21 protein-coding genes and 1 pseudogene are annotated in these 21951 nt (G+C 71.0%); 4 read left to right on the top strand and 18 right to left on the bottom strand.

The window, feature by feature from the left end; all coding sequences use genetic code 11:
• Positions 1-114: 114 nt before the first annotated feature.
• Both M3E84_RS04585 and M3E84_RS04580 read right to left on the bottom strand, forming a co-directional pair.
• Positions 115-1095 (bottom strand): LLM class flavin-dependent oxidoreductase, encoded by a 981-nt coding sequence (locus M3E84_RS04585; protein ID WP_259894846.1) that lies wholly within the window; start codon positions 1093-1095, stop codon positions 115-117.
• Between the two features lie 91 nt (positions 1096-1186).
• Positions 1187-2995 carry a long-chain fatty acid--CoA ligase gene (locus M3E84_RS04580; RefSeq protein WP_259894844.1) on the bottom strand — a complete coding sequence of 603 codons (1809 nt, stop codon included), beginning with the start codon at positions 2993-2995 and terminating at the stop codon, positions 1187-1189.
• Positions 2996-3238: 243 nt separating this feature from the next.
• On the opposite strand from M3E84_RS04580, the gene M3E84_RS04575 reads away from it, so the two are divergent.
• Entirely contained in the window at positions 3239-4510 is a 1272-nt protein-coding gene (locus M3E84_RS04575; RefSeq protein WP_396415562.1) for an NRAMP family divalent metal transporter, read from the top strand.
• A gap of 49 nt (positions 4511-4559) precedes the next feature.
• The gene (locus M3E84_RS04570; RefSeq protein ID WP_259894843.1) at positions 4560-5354 is read left to right on the top strand and encodes a putative hydro-lyase; all 795 of its coding nucleotides are present in this window, start codon (positions 4560-4562) and stop codon (positions 5352-5354) included.
• A gap of 9 nt (positions 5355-5363) precedes the next feature.
• Here the strand turns inward: M3E84_RS04570 and M3E84_RS04565 are convergent, their stop codons facing one another.
• The 3 genes from M3E84_RS04565 to M3E84_RS04555 all read right to left on the bottom strand — a co-directional run bounded on the left by M3E84_RS04565 (position 5364) and on the right by M3E84_RS04555 (position 8476).
• On the bottom strand, positions 5364-5783 hold the full coding sequence (locus M3E84_RS04565; RefSeq protein WP_061712560.1) for an organic hydroperoxide resistance protein: 420 nt from the start codon (positions 5781-5783) through the stop codon (positions 5364-5366).
• A gap of 132 nt (positions 5784-5915) precedes the next feature.
• Positions 5916-7211 (bottom strand): MFS transporter, encoded by a 1296-nt coding sequence (locus M3E84_RS04560; RefSeq protein ID WP_259894840.1) that lies wholly within the window; start codon positions 7209-7211, stop codon positions 5916-5918.
• A 161-nt stretch (positions 7212-7372) separates the two neighbouring features.
• On the bottom strand, positions 7373-8476 hold the full coding sequence (locus tag M3E84_RS04555) for a DUF1524 domain-containing protein (protein ID WP_259894838.1): 1104 nt from the start codon (positions 8474-8476) through the stop codon (positions 7373-7375).
• 182 nt (positions 8477-8658) lie between these two features.
• Here M3E84_RS04555 and M3E84_RS04550 point away from each other — a divergent pair, with 182 nt between their 5' ends.
• Positions 8659-9408 carry a DUF3852 domain-containing protein gene (locus M3E84_RS04550; protein ID WP_259894837.1) on the top strand — a complete coding sequence of 250 codons (750 nt, stop codon included), beginning with the start codon at positions 8659-8661 and terminating at the stop codon, positions 9406-9408.
• A gap of 36 nt (positions 9409-9444) precedes the next feature.
• On the opposite strand, the gene M3E84_RS04545 is transcribed toward M3E84_RS04550, so the two are convergent.
• From M3E84_RS04545 to M3E84_RS04515, 7 genes are all read right to left on the bottom strand, one after another.
• Complete coding sequence (locus M3E84_RS04545; protein WP_259894835.1) at positions 9445-10032, bottom strand: phospholipase; 588 nt, start codon at positions 10030-10032, stop codon at positions 9445-9447.
• Between the two features lie 86 nt (positions 10033-10118).
• Positions 10119-10379: a Txe/YoeB family addiction module toxin gene (locus tag M3E84_RS04540; protein ID WP_259894834.1), complete on the bottom strand. Its 261-nt coding sequence runs from the start codon at positions 10377-10379 to the stop codon at positions 10119-10121.
• 2 nt (positions 10380-10381) lie between these two features.
• Positions 10382-10639: a type II toxin-antitoxin system Phd/YefM family antitoxin gene (locus M3E84_RS04535; protein WP_259894832.1), complete on the bottom strand. Its 258-nt coding sequence runs from the start codon at positions 10637-10639 to the stop codon at positions 10382-10384.
• A gap of 82 nt (positions 10640-10721) precedes the next feature.
• Positions 10722-11453, bottom strand: coding sequence for a GntR family transcriptional regulator (locus M3E84_RS04530; RefSeq protein WP_259894830.1), 732 nt, complete (start codon positions 11451-11453; stop codon positions 10722-10724).
• A 40-nt stretch (positions 11454-11493) separates the two neighbouring features.
• Entirely contained in the window at positions 11494-13236 is a 1743-nt protein-coding gene (locus tag M3E84_RS04525; protein ID WP_259894828.1) for a biotin carboxylase N-terminal domain-containing protein, read from the bottom strand.
• Between the two features lie 10 nt (positions 13237-13246).
• Complete coding sequence (locus tag M3E84_RS04520; protein WP_259894827.1) at positions 13247-14962, bottom strand: urea amidolyase family protein; 1716 nt, start codon at positions 14960-14962, stop codon at positions 13247-13249.
• Entirely contained in the window at positions 14959-15741 is a 783-nt protein-coding gene (locus tag M3E84_RS04515; RefSeq protein WP_259894825.1) for a LamB/YcsF family protein, read from the bottom strand. Before M3E84_RS04515 ends, M3E84_RS04520 begins: the two co-directional genes overlap by 4 nt.
• Positions 15742-15906: 165 nt before the next feature.
• On the opposite strand from M3E84_RS04515, the gene M3E84_RS04510 reads away from it, so the two are divergent.
• Positions 15907-17970, top strand: a complete 2064-nt coding sequence (locus M3E84_RS04510) for an NADPH-dependent 2,4-dienoyl-CoA reductase (RefSeq protein WP_259894824.1) — start codon at positions 15907-15909, stop codon at positions 17968-17970.
• On the opposite strand, the gene M3E84_RS12390 is transcribed toward M3E84_RS04510, so the two are convergent.
• The 6 genes and pseudogenes from M3E84_RS12390 to M3E84_RS04485 all read right to left on the bottom strand — a co-directional run bounded on the left by M3E84_RS12390 (position 17936) and on the right by M3E84_RS04485 (position 21902).
• Positions 17936-18268, bottom strand: a complete 333-nt coding sequence (locus M3E84_RS12390) for an AMP-binding enzyme (protein ID WP_311200432.1) — start codon at positions 18266-18268, stop codon at positions 17936-17938. The genes M3E84_RS04510 and M3E84_RS12390 overlap by 35 nt on opposite strands.
• Before the next feature lie 236 nt (positions 18269-18504).
• Positions 18505-19164: pseudogene (locus M3E84_RS12385) on the bottom strand (AMP-binding protein); the annotation flags it as partial.
• Positions 19165-19489: 325 nt separating this feature from the next.
• Positions 19490-20104, bottom strand: a complete 615-nt coding sequence (locus M3E84_RS04500; RefSeq protein WP_259894823.1) for a biotin transporter BioY — start codon at positions 20102-20104, stop codon at positions 19490-19492.
• A gap of 79 nt (positions 20105-20183) precedes the next feature.
• Positions 20184-20813 carry an energy-coupling factor transporter transmembrane protein EcfT gene (locus tag M3E84_RS04495; protein ID WP_259894822.1) on the bottom strand — a complete coding sequence of 210 codons (630 nt, stop codon included), beginning with the start codon at positions 20811-20813 and terminating at the stop codon, positions 20184-20186.
• Positions 20810-21562 (bottom strand): energy-coupling factor ABC transporter ATP-binding protein, encoded by a 753-nt coding sequence (locus M3E84_RS04490; RefSeq protein ID WP_259894821.1) that lies wholly within the window; start codon positions 21560-21562, stop codon positions 20810-20812. Before M3E84_RS04490 ends, M3E84_RS04495 begins: the two co-directional genes overlap by 4 nt.
• 13 nt (positions 21563-21575) lie before the next feature.
• Entirely contained in the window at positions 21576-21902 is a 327-nt protein-coding gene (locus tag M3E84_RS04485) for a CHY zinc finger protein (protein WP_259894820.1), read from the bottom strand.
• Between the last annotated feature and the right edge of the window lie 49 nt (positions 21903-21951).

Raw genomic sequence — 21951 nt, 5'->3', positions numbered from 1 at the left:
CGTCCGACGCGCTCCTGCCGCTGGAGGGCGTCGGGTGCGTCCCCTCGACGCGCACGACGGCGTCTGCGGCGATCAGTTGCGCTCGAGCACCGCGTGATCCGTGCGCGACGAGCCTCAGCGGCCCCAGGCCTCGCGCAGCACGCGCAGGGAGTCGATGGCACCCTCGGAGGTGGAGCCCACCGGAGCGACCATGATCTCGTCGGCGCTGGCGCGGGCCGCGAAGTCCTCCACGTACTGCTTGACCTGGGCGCCGTCGCCCACGGCCGTGTAGCGGATCATGTTGAGGATCTGCTGCCCGGCCGGGGAGTGCATGACCAGGTCGAGCTCCTCCTCGGAGAGCTCCCGGCCGCGTCCGGCCATCTGACGCACCCGCGAGCGGCGGTACCACTCGAGCTCCTGCGCGGCGTCGTCGGGGTTCTCGCGACCCACCACATTGACCGCGGCGATCACGTAGGGCTCGTCCAGCACCTCGGACGGCTGGAACTGGGCGCGGTAGGCCTGGGTGGCCTGCTCGAGCGCCTCAGGGGCGAAGTGCGAGGCGAACGAGTACGGCAGCCCGTAGGCGGCCGCCAGGGTGGCGCCGAACATCGACGAGCCCAGGATGTAGAGCGGCACGTTCGTGCCGGCACCGGGGACCGCACGCAGGCCGGGCACCACGGACTCGTCGCGAAGGAAGGCCTGCAGCTCCTTGACGTCCTGCGGGAACTCCTCGGCGGCGCGGGGATCGCGGCGCATGGCACGCACGGCCGCCTGATCCGTGCCGGGCGCGCGGCCCAGGCCCAGATCGATGCGTCCGGGGTGCAGCTCGGCGAGCGTGCCGAACTGCTCGGCGATGATCAGCGGCGCGTGGTTGGGCAGCATCACGCCGCCCGAGCCGAGCCGGATGGACTCGGTCTGGGCGGCGATGTGCGCGATGAGCACCGCCGGGGCGGCCGAGGCGATCGAGCCCATGTTGTGGTGCTCGGTGTACCAGACGCGCTCGTAGCCCAGCCGCTCGGCGGCCTGGGCAAGCTCGACGGACTCCTGGAACGCCTCCCCCACCGTCTTGCCGCTGCGGACGGAGGCGAAGTCGAGGACGGACAGGGGAAGGGGCATGGCGCGGGCCTTTCGGGATCGCAGGTGCAGAGGTCTCTGCCCCGTACAGCGGAATCCGGCCCTGCTTGATTCCCCCGCGACGCCGACCCCCTCAGTCCTGGCGCGGGCCTCCGTAGATCTCGTCCACGACCTCCTCGTAGGTGCGCAGCACCTGCGCCCGCTTGAGCTTCAGCGAGGGGGTCAGGGTGCCATCGTTCTCCGAGAAGTCCGAGGACAGGATCCGGTGCTCCTTGATCTGTTCGACGCGCGAGACCGCCTGATTCGCCTTGTCGATGGCCTCGGCGATCGCTGCGCGCACCTTGTCGTTCTGGCGGGCATCGTCGATCGACATCTGGGGATCCAGGCCGTGAGCCTCGAGCCAGCCCGGCAGGGCCTCCTCGTCCAAGGTGATCAGCGCGGCGATGAACGGGCGGTTGTCGCCCACGGCGATGCACTGCGAGACCAGCGTGTGCGCGCGGATCTGATCCTCCAGGACCACGGGGCTGACGTTCTTGCCGCCGGCGGTCACGATCAGCTCCTTGATGCGCCCGGTGATGCGCAGGTAGCCGTCCTCGTCGAGCTCGCCCAGATCCCCGGTGCGGAACCAGCCGTCCTCGAAGGCCTCCTCGGTCTTCTCCGGGTTGTTCCAGTAGCCGCGCATCACGGCGATGCCCTTGACCTGGACCTCGCCCATGTCCGAGATCCGCACCGCGTTGCCGGGCAGGGGCCGCCCGACGCTGCCGATGCGCAGCGCGGACGGGGTGTTCACGGTCTGCGGGGCGGTGGTCTCGGTCAGGCCGTAGCCCTCGAGCACGGTGAGGCCCACGCCGTGGAAGAAGTGCGCCAGCCGCTCGCCCAGCGGCCCGCCGCCGGAGACCGCGTGCGTGACCTTCCCGCCCATGGCCTCGCGCAGCTTGGCGTAGACCAGGCGGTCGAAGATCGCGTGTTGGAGCTTCAGCCCCAGCGGCACCTTCCCCTCCTGCTCGGCGCGCGACCAGGCGATCGAGACGGCCGCGGCGCGGTCGAAAATCTTCCCGCGGCCGCCGGCTTCGGCCTTCTGCTGCGCGGAGTTGTAGACCTTCTCGAACACGCGCGGGACCACGAGCAGGAAGTCGGGATGGAAGCTCTGCAGGTCCGGCAGCAGGTTCTTCATATCCGCGGTGTAGGCCATGGTGCACCCCGAGGCCACCGACAGCACCGAGATGTAGCGGGCGAACACGTGCGCCAGCGGCAGGAACATCACCGTGCGGGAGCCTTCGTGCAGGAGCTCCGGGATGGACAGCCGGGCGGCCTCGGCCAGCTCCACGAAGTTGCCGTGGGTGATCTCGCAGCCCTTGGGCTTCCCGGTGGTGCCGGAGGTGTAGATGATCGTGGCGAGATCGTCGAGGCCGGCGAGATCGCGGCGGCGCTCGATCTCCTCCTCCGGGACGTCCTTGCCACCCTCGCGCAGATGATCGAGCGCGCCCTCATCGAGGCACCACACGCTGTGCACGGCGGAGAGATCCTTGTCCTGGGCCGCCCGCTCGAACACGGACCTGTGCTCCGGGGTCTCGACGACGAGCGCCGTGGCGCCCGAGTCCGCCAGGTTCCAGTGCAGCTGCGACGGTGCCGACGACTCGTACACCGGCACGGAGACCGCACCGGCAAACCAGATCGCGAAGTCGATCAGGCTCCACTCCAGGCGATTGCGCGACATCAGCCCCACACGGTCCCCCGGCTCGATGCCGGCGGCCACCAGCCCCTTGGCCAGGGCGGTGACCTGCTGCACCACCTCGCTGGCCCGCAGATCGACCCACTGCTCACCTTCTCGATGGGCGAAGATCGCCGGGTCGGAGGGCTTTCGCTCATTGCGCAGCAGCAGCTCTGTCACGTTCGTGTCTCGGGGGGTTTCGACAGCAGGCGGAATGCTGATCTCGCGCATGGGGGCTCCTGGTGGATCGGGGTCAGTGACTCTACGGTAGGCGACCGTGAGACGGGTCACAAAAAGGAGATCGACCCGGATGTGGCGCAGGTCTCGTCAATTTGTTGAACAATCTGTACTGTGTCCTCCACTGACCCGGACTCCCCTCTGCGAAGGGCTCCACGCCGACGGTGAACCGCACCGCCCGGCGCGCACCACCCGGGGCCGCACCACGCCGCCCCGCTGATCGTCTCGAGGCAGACCATGACCCAGCAGCACCCCGAGCAGGCTCCCGTGCAGGACGCCGGCTCCACCGACGCGCAGACCCCCAAGGCCGCCCCCGGCATGGTCTCGAGTTCGTCCCGTCAGGCCATCCTGGGCGCCCTCTTCCTGATGGCCACCAGCGCCATCGGACCGGGCTTCATCACCCAGACCGCCAACTTCACCGTCCAGATGGGCGCGGCCTTCGCCTTCGCGATCCTGGTCTCGATCCTGGTGGACATCGCCGTGCAGCTGAACGTGTGGCGCGTCATCGGCGTCTCCGGGCTCAAGGCCCAGCAGCTGGGCAACGCAGTGCTTCCCGGCGTCGGCTGGCTCGTCGCCGCGCTCGTGGCGCTGGGCGGCCTGGTGTTCAACATCGGCAACACCGCCGGCGGCGGCCTGGGCCTCAACGCCATGACCGGCCTGGACGCCAAGTGGGGCGGCCTGATCACCGCCGCGCTGGCCATCGGCGTGTTCCTGTCCCGCAAGGCCGGCATGGCCCTGGACAAGATCGTGGTCGCGCTCGGCGTCGTGATGATCCTGGTGACCGGCTACGTGGCCATCGTCTCGGACCCGCCTGTGGGCGAGGCCATGAAGAACATGGTCCTCCCCGAGCAGATCAGCTACGTCGTGATCGTCACCCTGATCGGCGGCACCATCGGCGGTTACATCACTTACGCCGGCGCGCACCGCATGGTCGACTCCGGGATCACCGGACCGGAGAACGCCAAGCGGATCTCCAGCTCCTCCGTGGTCGGCATCATCATCACGGGCATCATGCGCTTCCTGCTGTTCCTGGCGATCCTGGGCGTTGTGGCCGGCGGCGCGGAGCTGGTCGGCGACAACCTCGCGGCTCAGGCTTTCGAGCAGGCCGCCGGTGCTGTGGGCCTGCGCCTGTTCGGCCTCATCCTCTGGGCGGCCGCCGTGTCCTCGGTGATCGGCGCGGCCTACACCTCGGTCTCGTTCCTCACCTCGGACAAGACCAAGGCCGGCGCCCGCAACATCCTCACGGTCGCGTTCATCGTCTTCTCGGCCATCATCTTCCTGCTGCTCGGCCAGGCGCCATCGACCCTGCTGATCGTGGCCGGCGCGGTCAACGGGCTGATCCTGCCGATCGGCTTCACGGTGATCATGATCGTGGCCTGGTTCCGCCGGGACCTGCTGCACGGCTACAGCTACCCCAAGTGGCTGGCCATCATCGGCGCCCTGGTGCTGATCCTGACCTACATCCTCGGCTGGAAGTCCCTGTCCGGCATCGCGGCCCTCTGGGCGTGACGCCTCTGGCATCCTGAAGGCCATGACCCGCGCGACGACAGGAGCTCCGATGAACGACGACGCACCCGTCTCCCAGCTGAGCCCTGCCGCCGCGCGGGAGCTGTTCCGCGCCGGGCGGGCCGTCCTCACCTCCGGGTGGTCGGACGGCTTCGCCCAGGCCAATCTCATCGCTGTGCCGCAGGACTGGGCGTACGACGTCCTGCTCTTCGCCCACCGCAACCCCAAGTCCTGCCCGCTGCTGGGCGTGCTCGAGGCCGGTCAGCTCAGCAGCGACCTGCTGCCCGGCGGCGACATCCGCACCGACATCCCGCGCTACACCGTCCACCGAGACGGCGAGCTCGTGGACTCCCCCGCCGACGTCACCGAGCTGTGGCGCGATGACCTGGTGGCCTTCCTGATCGGGTGCAGCTTCACGTTCGAGGCCGCGCTGCTGGAGGCCGGGCTGCCGCTGGCGCATCAGGACCAGGGCGTCAACGTGCCGATGTACCGCACGTCGATCTCGGCCGTCTCCGCAGGCCGACTGCACGGGCCCACCGTGGTCTCCATGCGGCCGCTGCCAGGCTCCATGGTCGCCGACGCCGTGCGCATCACCTCGCGCTACCCGGCCGTGCACGGTGCGCCCCTGCACGTGGGCGATCCGGCCGCGATCGGCATCGGGGACCTCTCCCGCCCGGACTATGGCGACGCCGTGGAGATCCCCGATGGCTGGCTGCCGGTCTTCTGGGCCTGCGGCGTCACGCCCCAGGCGGCCATCGCGGCCAGCGGCGTCCCCTTCGCGATCGGCCACGCGCCGGGGCACATGCTCATCACAGATGCCCCGAACGCGTCGTACCAGGTGCCGTGAGGCCGCGGATCAGTCGTCCGAGACCGTGACCTCCACCGGGATGTTGCCGCGCGTGGCATTGGAGTACGGGCAGACCTGATGCGCCGCATCGGCCAGCTCCTGCGCCTCGTCGTGCGGCATGCCCGGGATGACGACCTCGAGCTCGACCGCCAGGCCGAACCCCTCGCCCTCCTTGCCGATGGAGACCTTGGCGCCCACGGAGGAGTCGCCCAGGTCCTTGCCGCGCTGCTTGGCGGTGAGCTGCAGCGCGGAGTGGAAGCAGGCCGCGTAGCCCGCGGCGAAGAGCTGCTCCGGGTTGCTCCCGTTGCCGCTGCCGCCCATGGCCCGGGGTGAAGCCAGATCGAATTCCAGGCCTCCGTCGGGGACGGTCACGCTGCCGTTGCGTCCTGCTCCGGTGGCGAGCGCCTCGGTGGTGTACAGGGGATCCATGTCATCCTCCTCGCGATCCGCGACCGGCGTCTCCGGCGCGCGGTGATCTCATCGTAGGACGCCCGTCAAGACGGGGGTGCATCGGCTGCGCGAGCACCTGCGAGCCGCGCGGCCAGGACGGGCCGGGCGAGCTCAGCGGGCCGAGGCGGCCTCGGGGGACTGCACCGGGACCTGCGCGGTGTCGAGCTCGCGGCGGAAGCGCCGCGAGCGCAGGCGCAGCAGGGCGAAGCTGCCCAGCAGCATCGTGAAGCCCAGGCTCGCCACGACCAGCCCGACCACTGTGGGGGCCGCCAGGCCGAGGCCCGCGGAGATCACCATGCCGCCCAGCAGCGCGCCCAGCGCGTTCGCCACGTTGAACGCCGCGTGGTGCAGCGAGGCGCCCAGCATCTCGGAGGGCCCGGCGATGCGCATGAGCCAGGTCTGCATGGCCGGGCCCAGCGTCGCGTGGCCCATGTTGGTGAGGAAGAACGCGATGGTCAGCCCGACCGGGTTCGTCACCACGGTGATCATCAGCGCCATGGCCGCGATGTAGAACGGGAAGGCGATCAGCAGCGTCCGCTCCAGGGAGCGATCCGTCGTGAAGCCGCCGATCGCGTTGCCGATGGTCATGCCCAGCCCGGCCACCGCCAGCAGCACGGGGATGAATCCGGCGCTCATGCCGGCAACCTGCTGGCCGATGTCGGCGATGTAGCTGAACACGGCGAAGGACCCCGCGAAGCCCACCGCGGCGATCAGCATGACCACCCACAGCTGTACTCGGGAGAAGGCGCGCAGCTCGTCCTGGATGCGTCGGCCCTGCGGGGCGGGCTGGGACGGGATCGTGGTGGCCACCAGGACGGCGGTCAGCGCGAAGACCGCGGCGATCGTCAGGAAGGCCGCGCGCCATCCGGCCGTCTGCCCCAGAGCCGTGAGCATGGGCACGCCCACCAGATTGGCCACGGTCAGCCCGGATAGGGCGACGGCCGCGCCCTTGCCCTGCGAACCGGGGCCCATGAGGGAGGCCGCCAGCAGCGAGGCCACCCCCAGGTAGGCGCCGTGCGGCAGCCCTGCGATGAAGCGGGCCAGCAGCGTCAGCTCGAAGCTCGGCATCAGCCCGGAGGCCAGGGTGGACACGCACAGCAGTCCCGCGAACACCACGATCAGGCGGGTGCGGCTCAGGCGCACGGCCAGCAGGGACAGCAGCGGGGCGCCGACCACCACGCCGAGTGCGTAGGCGGTGATGGCCCATCCGGCGCGGGCCAGACCCTGATCCGGGTTCGCGGCCATCATCTCCGGCAGCAGCCCCTGGGCGATCTGCGGGAGCAGCCCCATGGAGACGAACTCGGCGGAGCCGATGCCGAAGCCGCCCAGGGCCAGGGCCATCAGCGCGATGCGGCGGCGCGTCGGCGACAGCGCAGCGCCGCCCTGGGTCTCAGGCACAGCAGTCACAGGACACCTCCCGGGATGATGGATCGATGAAGAACAGCATCACCGCGGCGGAGGCCTCACGCTCGCGGCAGAACCCTCAACGCTAGACCCCGGCTCGCTCTGCCTGCCAGGCCTCCGGGGCCATCCGACCCGCGAGAAGCGTCACACCCCCGCGACGCCGGTCACTCGCAGGCGACCCCGTCGCCGTCGCCATCCATGCGCGGCGCGTAGCCGGGCATGCCGCGGTACAGGGGCGCGGCACCGGCGGCCCGGGCCTCGGAGCAGTTCGCGAAGGATCCGCCCGGGGCTGCCGGTGCCGGGGCGGGCTGCGGTGCGCTCTCCTCCGGCGCCTGCGTCGAGCTTGGCTCCGGATCCGACGACGCCGGACCGTCGCAGTCCTGCAGCACGTCCTCCATCCGGTCGTGCTCGGGCTGGGTGACCCACAGCTCGTACTCGGCCTTCACCTCGATCTGCCGCGAGACGTAGGGGCACCAGTAGGCGCGGTTCGGCGGCAGCCAGGTCGCGGCGTCGCCGTCGCCCTTGGACTGATTGGTCGGACCGTCGACGGCCAGGAGGTTCAGCGGGTCGTTGGCGAAGGCCAGCCGGTGCTGCTCGGACAGCTGCTGGGCGCCCTTCTGCCAGGCGTCGGACAGCGCCACCACGTGATCGATCTGCACCTCGGCGGAGGTGTCGATCCCCGCGGTGAAGTCGATCGCGGTGTCCGTGTAGGGGTCGCGCAGCAGCCCGGAGGTCACGGAGCAGCCGTCCTCGCGCGCGATGCCCGTGAGGTCGCGGGCCAGGATGTCATTGCGGGTGCTGCACCCGTTGCCGTCGACATCCTCCCAAGTGGGGCCGAAGAGGTCGCGGCCGTAGCCGGTCTTCGGCGCCCGGCCCTTGATGTCGAGGGTCTCCAGCAGGGCCAGGGCCTCGGCGGAGTCGGAGTTGGCGCCGTCGTCGACCGGCACGGACGAGCCCTCGGGCTGCGACGCCTCCGCTGCCTGTGGATGCGCAGACGACTCCGGGGCCTCCGACGGCTCATCGGACTCGACGGCCGGCGCCTCCGACGAGGGCTGCGCCGCGGCCGGGCTCGACGACGACGGAGCAGCCGAGCTCGGTGCTGATGCGGAGGATGCCGTCTGCGGATCGTCGGCCCCCTCGGGCAGCGGACCCACGATCAGCCCGATGACCACCAGGGCCGCGAAGGCCAGCACCAGCAGCCCCAGGCAGCCTCCGCAGCCGATGCCGATCTTGGCGGGGGTCGTCATCCGGGAGCGCGCAGGGGTCACATCAGCCTCGTCGTCGGGGGGTCGCGGGGAGGCCCACCAGCCTACTGATCAGCACCCTGGCGACGACGGCGCCGCGCGGAGCGCGCCGAGGGGACGCCTCCGCAGGCCATCGCGGCCCGAAAGCCGGCGGATGAGCCCCCTCACGAGACCCCGCAGCGAGGGCAGGGCCGTACCCTCTCCTGGTGTCCTATCTCGATGAGCTGGCCGAGCGGCCCGACGACCACGACGACAGCCCTCCCGACGGCAGCCGGTACCAGAGTCTCAAGCACGAGGCGGTGCGCGATTCCACGCGCGCGCTGCAGCAGCGCATCCGCTCCCGCTTCCCGGACCGCGGGCTGTGGGAGGTCTGCGGCGAGCTGGCGGCCCTGGTGGACGAGGTCGGCTCCGAGGGCGGCATCAGCCTTCGTCGCATCCGAGCGGCGCGTGTGCTGTCGCGGCTGGCGGTGGTGCTGATCGTCGTGTTCGTGACGCTGACGATCGTGCTGGCCGCAGCCGATATCTGGGCCGATCCGGAGGCCATCAGCCCGATCGACTTCCTGCCGCTGCTGGAGACCGTCGTCAACAACGTGGTGTTCGCGGGGCTGGCGGTGTTCTTCCTGATCGCCGTGCCGGAGCGGATGGAGCGGGCGCGCGTGATGCGGCTGCTGCACCGCCTGCGCTCCCTGGCCCACGTGATCGACATGCATCAGCTCACCAAGGTGCCCGAGCGCCTGGAGCGGGGCTCGCGCGCCGACGGCGGCCTGGATCTCAGCCGCGAGCAGCTGCGTCACTACCTCGACTACTGCACGGAGATGCTCTCGCTCGTGGGCAAGACCGCTGCCCTGTTCGCCGAGGACACGACGGACGGCGAGATCATCGACGGCGTGGAGGGCCTGGAGACCCTGACCTCCGACATGGCCCGCAAGGTCTGGCAGAAGATCGCGGTGCTCTGAGCTGGATCTGCGCGACGGACGTCGCCGCGCCTGCGCCTAGTTGTTCAGACCTCGTCCTTCGTAGAAGGCTTCACCTGCATTTCGCACCGCGAAGTAGTAGAGATCGGCCACTCCGAGGCAGGCGCTGCGTCGGAACGCCTCGGTCGGGTAGGCCCCGGTGCAGCTGGCCCTGAGCCCGGAGAGGAACACCGTGTCGCAGTCCAGGCGATTGACGTAGCTCGTAGACGAGTAGCACCGATCGTGATCGTCGCAGGTGGGCTTGAAATCAGCGCGACCCCACTGATCCGGGGAATAGTTGCAGCCGTTGGTCTCATCGGCCGCCGCGGCCAGTGGGACGACGGTGGCCCGAGAAATGGCGGAGCCCTGAGCCGCACGCCGAGGTGAGGCTCCTCCGATGATCCTGACGAGATGCTGGATCTCTGCCTGACTCGAGATCTCCTCGAGCTCGAGGATCTCCTGGGGGCTGAAGTTCCGCAGCAGGACGTCGTACTGCTTCTTGGTGATGTCCCCGCCTATCGACGAGGCATGGGATGCGGCCGGGGCGGCGGATGCCCCCGCCGTGGTCGACGCCAGCAGCAGCACGGCTGCGATGAGAGTGATCAACCTGCGCACAGCAGTCTTCATGGCGTGCCCCTTCGGAGGAGGATATGCAGTCCCACTAGGGGATACAGTCTCAGACTGCAGCGCAGGTCACCACGCGCGGATCCATGTCAGCGGCCGTAGTGGTAGCGGCACTGGGCAATCAGCACACGATCCTCGAGGACCTTGTAGACCAGTCGGTGCTCGTCGGTGATCCGCCGCAACCAGAAGCCGCCGAAGCCGTGCTTGAGCGCTTCGGGCTTGCCGATGCCCTCATTCCCGTTGCGCTGGACGTCCTCGAGAAGCCTGTTGATGCGCTTGAGGATCTTCCGGTCCTGGGCCTGCCACCACAGGTAGTCCTCCCAGGCGGCCTCGTCCCAGAGCAGCTGCACTCTCAGTCCTCCGGGAGCAGCTCGTGAGCCTGCGACTGACCAGCTTCCAGCCGCTCCATGGCATCTAGAAGACGGCGGGCATTGGCGGGCGAGCGCATGAGGTAGGCCGTCTCCCGCAGAGACTCGTAGTCCTCCAGCGAGAGGATGACGGCGGACTCGCGACCCGAGCGGGTGATGACGACACCCTCACGGTCATCCACGACGGAATCCAGCACCTCGGCGTACCGCTGGCGCGATTCGGAATAGGTCATCGTCCTCATGATGCCTCCTTGTACAACAAATTGTACGTCTTGCTACGAGGCATAGGAAGGCGGGCCACGACCTGGCGACCTGCAGGGCTGGTCAGCTGCGACTGGAGGAGCGGCCCCACAGCTCCAGGATCGTGCGCCGGGAGTCGCGGAGGTAATCGCCGATCCGGTCGGCGGCCTCGGCATCGCGCTCCTGCGCCACGAGCTCCACGAGCGCCGCGTTGCGCTCGACCCACGGCTGGTGGAACGCCGGAGTGTCATCGAGCGTGTGGAAGAGCAGGCGCAGCTCGGACTGCACCTGCTTCATGAGCTCGAGCTGCCGGTGCGAGTCGGACAGCGAGACGACGGCCCGATGGAAGGCGTCGTTGGCCTCGGCCATGGCCGCGACCTGCCCCGCATCGCCGGCCCAGCGACCGGTCTCCACAGCGGCGGTCATCTGCTCGACCGCACGACCACGCGTCCCCGCCTCCGGCCAGCGCAGCGCCGCCCCCTCCAGGGCCAGCCGTGCGCGGAAGAGCTGATGGACCGTGGTCTCATCCGGCAGGCACACACGGATGCCGCGGTGGCGCTCGCGCTCGACCAGGTGCTCCTGCTCGACCTCGTCGAAAGCCGCGCGCAGGGAGTTGCGGGAGATGCCCAGCACGGCCGCCAGGCGTTCCTCGGGCAGCCGGGCGCCCGGTCGCAGGAGGCCCGTGACGACGCCGCGGCGCAGGACCTCGGCTCCGCGCGCGACCGCGCCCCACCCCTCATGCTCCGAGTCCACCGCTTCGCGCACAGGCCCGAGCACGGTCATGTCAGGCAGCGGCACCTCGATCTCGATGGTCATGAGTTCATCGTGCCAGTCGGCGTCAGGATGACCTCCCGTTTCATGACGTGATGCGGCCGAGCACCTGACCGGCCGTCACGGCATCGCCCTCGGACACGCCCCTCTCGGACAGGGTGCCCGCGCACGGCGCAGCCACCTTCGACTCGGTCTTCATGACCTCGAGCACCAGCAGGTCGTCACCGGCCTGGACCTGTGCGCCCTCCTCGACGAGCCACTTCAGCACAGTGCCGCCCACGCCGGCCTTCACCGCGCCGTCGTCGTCGCCCTCAGCGGTCTCCGACGACGCCTGCCCGCCGGACTCGAGCGCCGCAGCCAGCGCCTTGGGCACGCCGAGCATCACGCGGCGACCGTCGATGTCCACGCTGAACCGTGAGCGGCCCAGCTCGGCGGCGCGCAGGTAGTCGGCCGCGTAGCCGTCGTCGGCGCTGAGGCGCTCGGCGAACTCGGTCTCGATCCAGGCCGTGTGGACGGTGAAGTCCTGGGCCTCCTCGGCCGTGAACTCGGGCGCCTCGATCGCGGCCCGGTGGAACGGGACCGTGGTGGCCACGCCGTGGATGCGGATCTCGGCCAAGGCACGACGGGCCCGTCGCAGCGCGGACTGCCGATCCGCGCCGTGCACGATCAGCTTGAGCAGCATCGAGTCGAAGGTCGTAGCGACCTCCTGGCCGGCGCGCACGCCGGAGTCCAGGCGGATGCCGGGGCCGGTGGGGGCGTCGATCGCCTCGATGCGACCGCCGCCGGGCAGGAAGCCGCGACCCGGGTCCTCCGCGTTGATGCGGAACTCGAAGGCGTGGCCCTGCGTCTGCGCGCCCAGGCCCTCGGGCAGGTGCCCGCCGTCCGCCACGAGCAGCTGCAGCTGGACCAGATCCGCGCCGTAGACCTCCTCGGTGATCGGGTGCTCGACCTGCAGGCGGGTGTTGACCTCCAGGAAGGAGATCAGCCCGTCGCGTCCCACCAGGAACTCGGCGGTGCCCACGCCCACATACCCGGCCTCGCGGCAGATCTCGGCGGCGGCGGTGTGGATCCGCTCGCGCTGCTCGTCGGTGAGGAACGGCGCCGGGGCCTCCTCCACGAGCTTCTGGTGGCGGCGCTGCAGCGAGCAGTCGCGGGTGCCGAGCACGGCCACGCCGCCGTGGGAGTCGCAGACCACCTGGGCCTCGACGTGGCGCGGCTCATCGAGGAAGCGCTCCACGAAGCACTCGGGGCGACCGAACGCGCTCTGGGCCTCGCGCGCCGCCGAGGCGAAGGCATCCTCGACCTCGGAGAGCTCGCGGACCACGCGCATGCCTCGCCCGCCGCCGCCGTGAGCGGCCTTGATGATCACGGGCAGCCCGTGCTCCTCGGCGAAGGCCGTTGCCTCCGCGCCGGAGGCAACGGGACCGTCGGTGCCCGGGACCAGCGGAGCGCCCACGGTGCGGGCGATGTCGCGGGCCTGGACCTTGTCGCCGAGCTTCTCGATGGTCTCGGGGCGCGGCCCGATCCAGGTCAGGCCCGCCTCGATGACCCCGCGGGCGAAGGACGCGTTCTCCGACAGGAAGCCGTAGCCGGGGTGCACGGCATCGGCGCCGGCGCGCTGGGCGATCGCCAGGATCGCCTCCTGGTCCAGGTACGTCTCGGTCGGGCTGGTGCCCTCGAGCGCATAGGCCTCGTCGGCCAGGTGGACATGCGGGGCGTCGGCGTCCGGGTCGGCGTAGACGGCCACCGAGCTCAGGCCGGCCTCGGCGCAGGCGTGGATGATGCGCACGGCGATCTCGCCGCGGTTGGCGATCAGGACCTTCTGCACGATGGTCTCCTCAGTGGTTCTCGGCAGCAGGCGCTGCGACGGTGTCGGTGGTGGCGGGCTCGACGGCGATGAAGCGCACCGTCCTGCCGGGAGCGGCCTGGGCCATGAGGTCCAGATCGGCCTCGAGCACGCAGGCGATGACCGGGTAGCCGCCGGTCACGGGGTGGTCTCTCAGGAACACGACGGGCAGGCCGGAGGCCGGCACCTGGATGCTGCCGGGCACGGTGCCCTCGCTGGGCAGCTCGCGCTCGATGCTGCGAGCCAGCTCGCGGCCCTCGAGTCGGGCGCCCACGCGATCGGAGGCCGCCGCGACAGCCCACTCCTGCTCCTGGAAGGACTCCAGGGCCTCAGGCGTGAACCAGTCGTCGCGCGGGCCCAGGACCACGCGGACCTCCAGCGGCCCGCTCGGCGGAGTCGGCTGGGCAACCGGAGCGCCGGCGACCTCGAGCGGCCAGTCCACGGCGGTGCCGGGGTCACGGCCCACAGCCAGTCGGTCGCCGTCGGACAGCGCAGCCGGGCCGAGGCCCGCCAGGGTGTCGGTCGCGCGGCTGCCGATGACCGCAGGGGTCTCGATGCCGCCGCGCACCGCCACGTACACGCGCAGCCCGTCGGTGGGGGCGCCCACCCGCAGCGTCTGGCCGTCCTTGAGGGCGAAGGGCAGACCGGGGCGCGGGCGCCAGCCCCGCTCGGGCGTCGGAGCGCTCACCGCCTGCTCGGCCGGCTCTGACTGCTCGATCGCAGACCTGTCAGCCGAGTCCGACATCGGCGCCGGGACGACCTCCAGCTCCACAGCAGCGCCGGTCACGGCAAGGACCTGATCGCCCGCGGCCCGCAGGCTCAGCCCGCCGAGCACGCTCTCCACGCATGCCGTGCCCGGCATATTGCCGACCAGCCGGGCGGCTCGGTCGGCGGCGGCGCGATCGAGCGCGCCGGAGGAGGAGATCCCCACGTCGGCGCGACCCGGTCGACCGCGGTCCTGGATCAGCGCCTGCAGTCCGGCGGTCTCGACCACCAGGTGATGCCCGGGATCGGCCTCCGTCTGCTCGGGCTGCGCGGGGGCCTGGACCTCCACGGCCTCGCGCACCGCTCGATAGGTCAGGCGATCGCCCGGGGCCAGCAGCGCCGGCGGATCCTGGTTCAGATCGACCATGGGTGTCGTGGTGCGCCCCAGCAGCTGCCACCCGCCCGGGGAGCTGCGCGGGTAGACGGCCGAGAACTGCCCGGCCAGCGCCACGGAGCCTGCCGGCACGGCGGTGCGCGGCGAGCTGCGGCGCGGGATCTCCGGGGTGCCGCGCAGGGCATCGGGCAGCTCGAGGCCGTCGACCGCATCCAGCGATCGGGCGCAGTAGAGGAAGCCCGGGGCGAAGCCCGCGAACGCGGCGATCCACGGTTCAGCGGTGTGCCAGGTGATCAGCCCGTCGGCCGAGACCCCCAGCGATTCGGCGAGCTCCTGGAGGTCCTCGCCGTCGTAGACCACGTCCAGGGTCAGCTCCCGGCCCGGCTGATCGGCCAGGGAGCCACGAGGGATGCGCGCGAGCGCGGCCTCCAGCGCAGGACGATCGCTCGTGCGGATCAGCACGGTCGAGGCCCCGCCCACCCCGCTGAAGCCCTGCTCGGACAGCGCGGCGTGCACGGCCACGGCGTCGGCCAGGTCGGCGCACTCGATGTGCAGCGAGTGATCGGCGACCGGGCGCAGGGCGCGAAACGGGGCGGCGGAGGGACTCATGAGAGGAACGACCGCTGCTCGACGCCGGCCGCGGCCAGCGCCGCCGAGACCTGCCGGGCGATCTCGAGCGCTCCGGGGGTGTCGCCGTGGACGCAGATCGACTCGGCATCCACGGAGATGGTGGAGCCGTCGATCGCGGTGACGGTGCGCTGGGTGGCCATCTGCACCACGCGGGCGGAGATCTCGGCCGGGTCGTGCAGCACCGAGCCCCCCTCGCGGCGCGAGACGAGACGACCCTCGGGGGTGTAGGCGCGGTCGGCGAAGGCCTCGCGCACCGTGGGGATGCCGGCGGCTGCGCCCTGGCGCTCGATCTCGGAGTCCGGCAGGACCAGGATCGGCAGCTCGTCGCCGAGCTCCGCGAGCGCCTGCACGACGGCCCCGGCATGGGCCTCGTGGTGGACGATCGTGTTGTAGAGCGCGCCGTGGGGCTTCACGTAGCGGACCTGCGCGCCCACCGAGCGGGCGCAGGCCTGCAGGGCGCCGATCTGGTAGATCACCTGATCCGTGAGCTCGGCGGGCACCACATCGATGAAGCGGCGGCCGAAGCCCTTGAGGTCGTCGTAGCTGACGTGCGCGCCGATCGCGGCCCCGCGCTGGGCGGCGATGCGACAGGTCTCGCGCGCCACGGTCGGGTCGCCGGCGTGGAAGCCGCAGGCCACATTGGCGCTGGAGACGACTTCGAGGATCTCGGCTCCGTCCGGCATGGACCAGGAGGTCAGCGACTCCCCGCAGTCTGCGTTGAGATCGATCCGGGGCTGCCCGGAAGTGATGGCGCTCATGGAAGTCGGCCTCCTTGCTGTGGTTGGAACAGGATGGACCATCGAGGGCGATTGTTCAACAATCGAATGTGATGTTCGCTACTACTGGCGCTTCGTCACTATGATGGCGCAGATCACATACCCCACTGCATCGACCTGCTGAGAGTCGTCGCACCCAGGAGCAGCATGACCGAGCACCCCCGCCTCTCCGCCCCGCTGAGCATCGGCGCACTGGAGCTGCCCCACCGCATCCTCATGGGCTCCATGCACACCGGCATGGAGGACGATCCCGAGCAGTTCCCCGAGCTCGCCGCGTACTTCGCCGAGCGCGCCCGCGGCGGAGCCGGGCTGATGATCACCGGCGGATTCAGCCCCAACGGCGAAGGCCGCCTCACCCCCGGAGGCGGCCAGCTCTCGGATCCCGCCCAGGCGGCCCATCACCGGATCCTCACCGACGCCGTGCACGACGCCGGCGGCCTGCTGGCCCTGCAGATCCTGCACGCGGGGCGCTACGCCTATCACCCCAAGGCCGTCTCCGCCTCGGCCACGCAGTCCCCCATCAGCCCTTTCCCCGCCCGAGAGCTGACCGACGAGCAGGTCCGGGCCGCGATCCAGGACTTCGCCCGCTGCGCCGTGCTCGCCCAGGAGGCCGGCTACGGCGCCGTCGAGATCATGGGCTCGGAGGGCTACCTGCTCAACCAGTTCCTGGCCCAGCGCACGAATCAGCGCGAGGACGACTGGGGCGGCGACGCCCAGCGCCGTCGTCGCTTCCCGGTGGAGGTCGTGCGCGCGGTGCGCGCCGCGGCCCCGGGGCTGCCGATCATCTACCGGATCTCCCTGATGGACCTGGTCGACGGCGGCCAGGCCTGGGAGGACGTCGTCGTCCTGGCCCATGAGCTCGAGGACGCAGGCGTCGACGTCTTCAACACCGGCATCGGCTGGCACGAGGCCCGCGTGCCCACGATCGTCACGAGCGTCCCGCGCGCTGCCTTCACGGAGGCGACCGCCGCGCTGAAGGCCGAGGTCTCGGTGCCGGTCGCGGCGTCCAACCGCATCTCCATGCCGGAGGACGCGGAGACGATCCTGGCCGAGGGACAGGCCGATCTGGTGTCCATGGCGCGGCCCTTCCTGGCCGATCCCGCCTGGGTCCGCAAGGCCGTCGAGGGCCGCGACGAGCAGATCAACACGTGCATCGCCTGCAACCAGGCCTGCCTGGACCACACGTTCTCCCAGAAGCGGGCCTCCTGCCTGGTGAACCCGCGGGCGGGCCGGGAGACGACCCTGGTGCTCGAGCCCACGCGCACCGCGCAGCGGGTGGCCGTGATCGGCGCCGGCCCGGCAGGCCTGTCCACCGCGGTGGCCGCCGCCGAGCGCGGTCATCGGGTGGAGCTCTTCGAGGCCCAGGACCACCTGGGCGGGCAGTTCGCCCTGGCCCAGCGCATCCCCGGCAAGGAGGAGTTCGCCGAGACCCTGCGCTACTTCACGCAGCGGCTCGAGGACCTGGGGGTGGCGGTGCGCACGGGGCACCGGGTGAGGGCCCAGGAGCTGATCGATGGCGGCTGGGACCACGTCATCCTGGCCACGGGTGTGGAGCCGCGGGTCCCCGAGATCGACGGGCTCGAGCATCCCTCGGTCATCACCTACCCGGACCTGGTCAGCGGACGTCGCCAGGCCGGCCAGCGCGTGGCCGTGATCGGCGCCGGCGGCATCGGCGTGGACGTGTGCGAGTTGCTGACCCACACCGGCCCGCAGCCCACGCCCGTGGAGGACTGGCAGAAGGAGTGGGGCGTGGCCCCGCTGACAGGCCCCGACGCCCAGATCGGCGCGCTGCGCAAGCCCGACCCGGAGCCCTCGCCGCGTCAGGTGCACCTCATCCAGCGCCGCACGTCCTCGATCGGCAAGGACCTGGGCGTCACCACCGGCTGGGTGCACCGCGCTGCCCTGCGGGCACGCGGCGTCCACCAGATCACCGGCGCACAGTACGTGCGCATCGACGACGACGGCCTGCATCTCACGGTGCCCGCCGAGGACTCCTCCGACACCGATGCCGCCGACGCCCCGTGCGAGCCCCTGGTGCTGCCCGTGGACTCGGTGATCCTGTGCGCTGGCCAGGTCTCCCAGCGCGAGCTCGTGGAGCCCCTGGAGCAGTCCGGCATCAGCCTGCACATCATCGGTGGGGCGGATGTGGCCGCTGAGCTCGATGCCAAGCGAGCGATCAAGCAGGGCGTGGAGGTCGCTGCCGCGCTGTGAACACGCAGGTGCTGGCCCGGCACCAGCACGGGGCGGCGGGATCAGCCAGGCCGCGGACACGATTGTCCCCCTCCAGGATCCACTTGCAGAGCAGCTGGCGGCTCAGCTTGCCATTGCCGGTCAGCGGCAGCTCCTGCAGCTCCAGGTACTGCTGCGGCCGCTTGGCGAGCGCCAGCCGCCCTGCCAGTCCGGCCCGGAGCCGGAGCCGGTCCACGCCTTCCGGGGACGGCAGCACCCCCGCCACCACGCGCTGGCCGCGGACCGGGTCGGGAACGCCCGTGACGACGACGTCGGCCACTCCGGGCAGCAGGGCCAGGACAGCCTCGATCTCCTGCGGATACACGTGAGCCCGCCGGTGTTGATCATCTCCGCGGCCCGTCCCATCATGTGCAGCCGCCCGCGGCGCAGGACGCCCCGGTCCCTCACCGTGTGCATCCCGCCGAGCCGGCCGAAGCCCTGGCCGTCATCGCCCCACAGGTAGCCGCCGCAGACCAGGTCCGAGCGGACGCCGATCGTGCCCGGCACCCCCTCGGGCACGGGGTGCCCGGCGTCGTCAAGGACCGCGAGCTCCACCCCGGGGAACGCGGTGCCCACAGAGGTGCCGGGATCGTCGGCGGGCTCGCCGGGGCGGTGGCACTGCGCCGCGATGAAGCCGAGCTCGGCGGCACCGCAGTACTCCCAGATCGCGGCGTGCGGGGCCCAGCGCCGGGCGGTCTCGAACGTGGTGGGATCCAGCTTCTGCCCGGCGCACACGATCGCCGTGACGCCACTCGCGTCGACGCCGGCGGCCAGGCCGCGTTCGGCGAGGACGCGCAGCATCGTGGGCACGAGCACCAGGCGCGTGATCCCGTGCCGGGCGATCGTGGCGTGGGCGCCGGTGACGTCGAACTCCGGCAGCGTCACGAATCCGGCGCCCGCATGAAGGCACTCGGAGAGGGCATAGAGGTTCAGGCTCCCCGCCAGCGGCCCGGGGGCCAGCACTCGGTCCTGCGGCACCAGGCCGAAGTGCGCGGCGGACGCCTCGAAGAATCGCCGCCACGAGTCGCGGCTGCGGCGGAAGCCCTTGGGCAGGGCCGTGGTGCCCGAGGTCAGCCCGATCAGGAAGGTCGAATCGGGCTCGCCGTCACGCAGCTGCGCAGAGGCGGAATCGGCCGGCAGGCTCGACGCGCAGCGCTCCCGCACCTGCTCGACCATGTCCTCCGGCCAGGCCGATCCAGGACGGCGCACACCCGGTCCTCGGCCACCCCGGCGGCCCACCGGACGGCGAAGTCCGTGCCATTGGCGTGTCGCAGGATCCCCGTGGGCTCGCCCGACGCGGCCAGAGCCGCGGCCCTGGCGCGCAGCTCGCCCCAGCTCAGTCGATCGTCGCCGCAGGCGACGGCGAGCTCGCCAGGGCGCTGCGCGGCCCAGCGGTTCAATCGGTCCAGAAAGGGCATATCACCGTCCTCGGCGGTGCTCCCGCGCCTCAGCGCGGCAGCGGGTCAGGTGTCGACGCCGCCGTCGGGCAGCGTCCCCGGGCTCAGGAGACAGTGGGCGTCCCGCCCAGGAGCCGACGGTAGCTGCGGTGCACGTTGATCGCGGCCAGGGTCGCCACGACCGCCTTCAGGAGGTCACCCGGGAGGAACACGAGGGATCCCAGAGCCGAGGTGCCCAGGGGCAGGCCGGTGACCACGGCCGTCCACGGCACGCCGCAGAGGTAGATGACCACGATGCCGCCCAGGGCCACGCTCAGCAGCACGGCTGCGAAGCGGGCGGCGCTGCCGGTGCGGCGGATCGCCCAGTTCTTCACCAGCGCCCCGATAATCAGGGCCGCGAAGATCCATCCCACCAGGTAGCCGCCGGTCGGCCCCAGGAACACACCCAGCCCGCCCCGGCCGCCGGCCAGCAGCGGCAGCCCGGCCAGGACCAGGACCTCAAGGACGACGACGGAGAGCATGCCGCGCACCGGCCCGAGCAGCGCGCCGGCGAGCATCACCCCCAGGGTCTGCAGCGTGATGGGCACTGGAAGGATCCCGATCGTGATCGGGGGCACCAGCCCCAGGGCGGCGATGAGGGCGGCGAAGACCGCCACGAGAACGGTGTTCTCCGTGGCAGTCGAGGAGTCGGTGGTCCGGGAAGCAGTCCTGCTGGTCATGGTGTCCTTTCGAATGGTGAGGAGCCGAGGGGCTCGGATGGATGGAAGCGATGTGAACGGGAAGGGGATGGAGGCGGACTCAGTCGGACGGGGTCCGGGGTGCGCTGCGCGGCGGCGGCTGCGAGTCGTAGCAGCGGGCGTCCAGAGCCGCTGCGATCTGCTGGGCCGATTCCAGCGTGCGCACGAGCAGGGGCACCAGCACGGCGACCGGGCTGTTGTGCAGGCCGCGGGCGTGCTGCGCCTCGCGGACCTCCAGGTACTGGCTGCGGATCTGCGGGATGAAGCGGATGGTCATGGACAGGGCCAGGCTCATCTGGGCCGGGTTCAGCCCGAGGCGCCAGGTGGGAGCCAGGAGCCGCTCGAACAGGGAGAGCATCTCCGCGAACGAGGTGGACAGGCTCACGGAATAGGCCAGCAGGCAGAGGCTCAGCAGCCGCAGGGCCGAGACCGACGCGGCCTCCCAGCCCGCGGAGAGGCCCAGGGTGACGAAGACGATCCCGATGATGAGCATAAGCCCCGCCAGCATCCGGGCCAGGCGCAGCAGCGGTGTGCGGGTGAGCACCGCGGCGGTCACGGCCAGGGCGAGCACCGCGAGCAGGACGCCCAGATGGGTCACGGCGTAGATGCCAAGGCTTGCTATGAACAGGAACGCGAACTTCCATCCGGCCGGGATCCGGGTCAGCGGCCCCCTGCGCTGCGCGCCGGTCACTGGTCGCTGACCCGGCAGTAGAACTCCACGGCCGGGCCCGGGGCGCTGTCGAAGGCGATCCGGCCCTCGTGCACCACCAGGACCCTCTCGTAGTCCTCGATCATGTCGAGGTCATGGGTGACCATGATCACCCGCTGATCCAGGCCGTCGATGGTGGTCTGCAGCCGGCGCCGATTGCGCCGGTCGAGCATGGTCGTGGGCTCGTCGAAGACGATCGTGGACGGCTCCATGACCAGCACCGAGGCCAGGGCCACCATCTGCTTCTCGCCCCCGGACAGGGCGTGTGACTCCCGCTCGCGCAGCTGGCCGATGCCCAGCCGGTCGAGGACCGCCTCCACCCGGGCCGTGAGCTCGGCGCCGCGCAGGCCCAGGTTCTTGGCCCCGAAGGCGAGGTCCTCCTCCACCAGGGGCATCACGATCTGGTTCTCCGGGTTCTGGAACACGAACCCGACCTGGCGCCGGATGAGCTTGGGGTCCTTCGCGGTGGACATCCCGTCCACCTGGACCGTGCCGCGGGTGGGCAGCAGCAGGCCGTTGAGCAGGCGCAGCAGCGTGGACTTGCCCGAGCCGTTGAGCCCGATCACCGCGATGCGGTGCTCGTCCAGGCAGAGATTCACGTCCGTCAGGACGTCGACGCCCTCCCGGGTGACGGCCACGTCGCTGAGCCGGATGCCCGGGATCCGGGAGGCCGGCGCCTCGTCCGGCCGACTGCGGCGCGACAGGCTCCAGGGAGGTGTCTTGTGCGACATCGTGCGGGGGCTCCTAGCGGGTCGCTGGGTCGAAGTACAGGTGGGAGTGCAGGGCGCATCTCGGGTTGAACGGCGCCGTGCAGCGCGGGCAGCCGTCCGACCCCAGGTACTCGCGGATCGCGAGCTCGCTGCGGCAGACCCCGCAGAGGACGGCCGCGGTGTCGTGCTCCTCAACCGGCCACTGCACGGCCTCGTGCCCCGCGTTCTCCTGGTGGCAGAGGTGGCATGGATAGTACTGGTCGCAGCAGCGGAACCTGATGGCGACCACATCGAGCGCTGTGCGGTAGTGGACGCATCGCGTCTGCTCGTCGACAGGGCTCCCCAGGACTCGTGGCCCCATGTCTTCTCCTCGCTCCGGTGGGGACGCAGCCGCTGCGGGCACGCGTCGG

Source organism: Kocuria sp. p3-SID1428, assembly GCF_025149945.1.
In the GTDB taxonomy this organism is placed as follows: Bacteria; Actinomycetota; Actinomycetes; order Actinomycetales; family Micrococcaceae; genus Kocuria.
Note: the sequence above shows the minus strand (reverse complement) of the source record. Positions and strands in the feature narration are given on the sequence as shown.

What these genes read in the sequence shown, in the direction of transcription:
- M3E84_RS04500 (WP_259894823.1), bottom strand. Translation starts at nt 20,104, where the DNA reads ATGACCAGCAGGACTGCTTCCCGGACCACCGACTCCTCGACTGCCACG.
- M3E84_RS04520 (WP_259894827.1), bottom strand. Translation starts at nt 14,962, where the DNA reads ATGAGTCCCTCCGCCGCCCCGTTTCGCGCCCTGCGCCCGGTCGCCGAT.
- M3E84_RS04515 (WP_259894825.1), bottom strand. Translation starts at nt 15,741, where the DNA reads ATGAGCGCCATCACTTCCGGGCAGCCCCGGATCGATCTCAACGCAGAC.
- M3E84_RS04575 (WP_396415562.1), top strand. Translation starts at nt 3,239, where the DNA reads ATGACCCAGCAGCACCCCGAGCAGGCTCCCGTGCAGGACGCCGGCTCC.
- M3E84_RS04585 (WP_259894846.1), bottom strand. Translation starts at nt 1,095, where the DNA reads ATGCCCCTTCCCCTGTCCGTCCTCGACTTCGCCTCCGTCCGCAGCGGC.
- M3E84_RS04535 (WP_259894832.1), bottom strand. Translation starts at nt 10,639, where the DNA reads ATGAGGACGATGACCTATTCCGAATCGCGCCAGCGGTACGCCGAGGTG.
- M3E84_RS04530 (WP_259894830.1), bottom strand. Translation starts at nt 11,453, where the DNA reads ATGACCATCGAGATCGAGGTGCCGCTGCCTGACATGACCGTGCTCGGG.
- M3E84_RS04490 (WP_259894821.1), bottom strand. Translation starts at nt 21,562, where the DNA reads ATGTCGCACAAGACACCTCCCTGGAGCCTGTCGCGCCGCAGTCGGCCG.
- M3E84_RS04545 (WP_259894835.1), bottom strand. Translation starts at nt 10,032, where the DNA reads ATGAAGACTGCTGTGCGCAGGTTGATCACTCTCATCGCAGCCGTGCTG.
- M3E84_RS04510 (WP_259894824.1), top strand. Translation starts at nt 15,907, where the DNA reads ATGACCGAGCACCCCCGCCTCTCCGCCCCGCTGAGCATCGGCGCACTG.
- M3E84_RS04580 (WP_259894844.1), bottom strand. Translation starts at nt 2,995, where the DNA reads ATGCGCGAGATCAGCATTCCGCCTGCTGTCGAAACCCCCCGAGACACG.
- M3E84_RS04565 (WP_061712560.1), bottom strand. Translation starts at nt 5,783, where the DNA reads ATGGATCCCCTGTACACCACCGAGGCGCTCGCCACCGGAGCAGGACGC.
- M3E84_RS04485 (WP_259894820.1), bottom strand. Translation starts at nt 21,902, where the DNA reads ATGGGGCCACGAGTCCTGGGGAGCCCTGTCGACGAGCAGACGCGATGC.
- M3E84_RS04570 (WP_259894843.1), top strand. Translation starts at nt 4,560, where the DNA reads ATGAACGACGACGCACCCGTCTCCCAGCTGAGCCCTGCCGCCGCGCGG.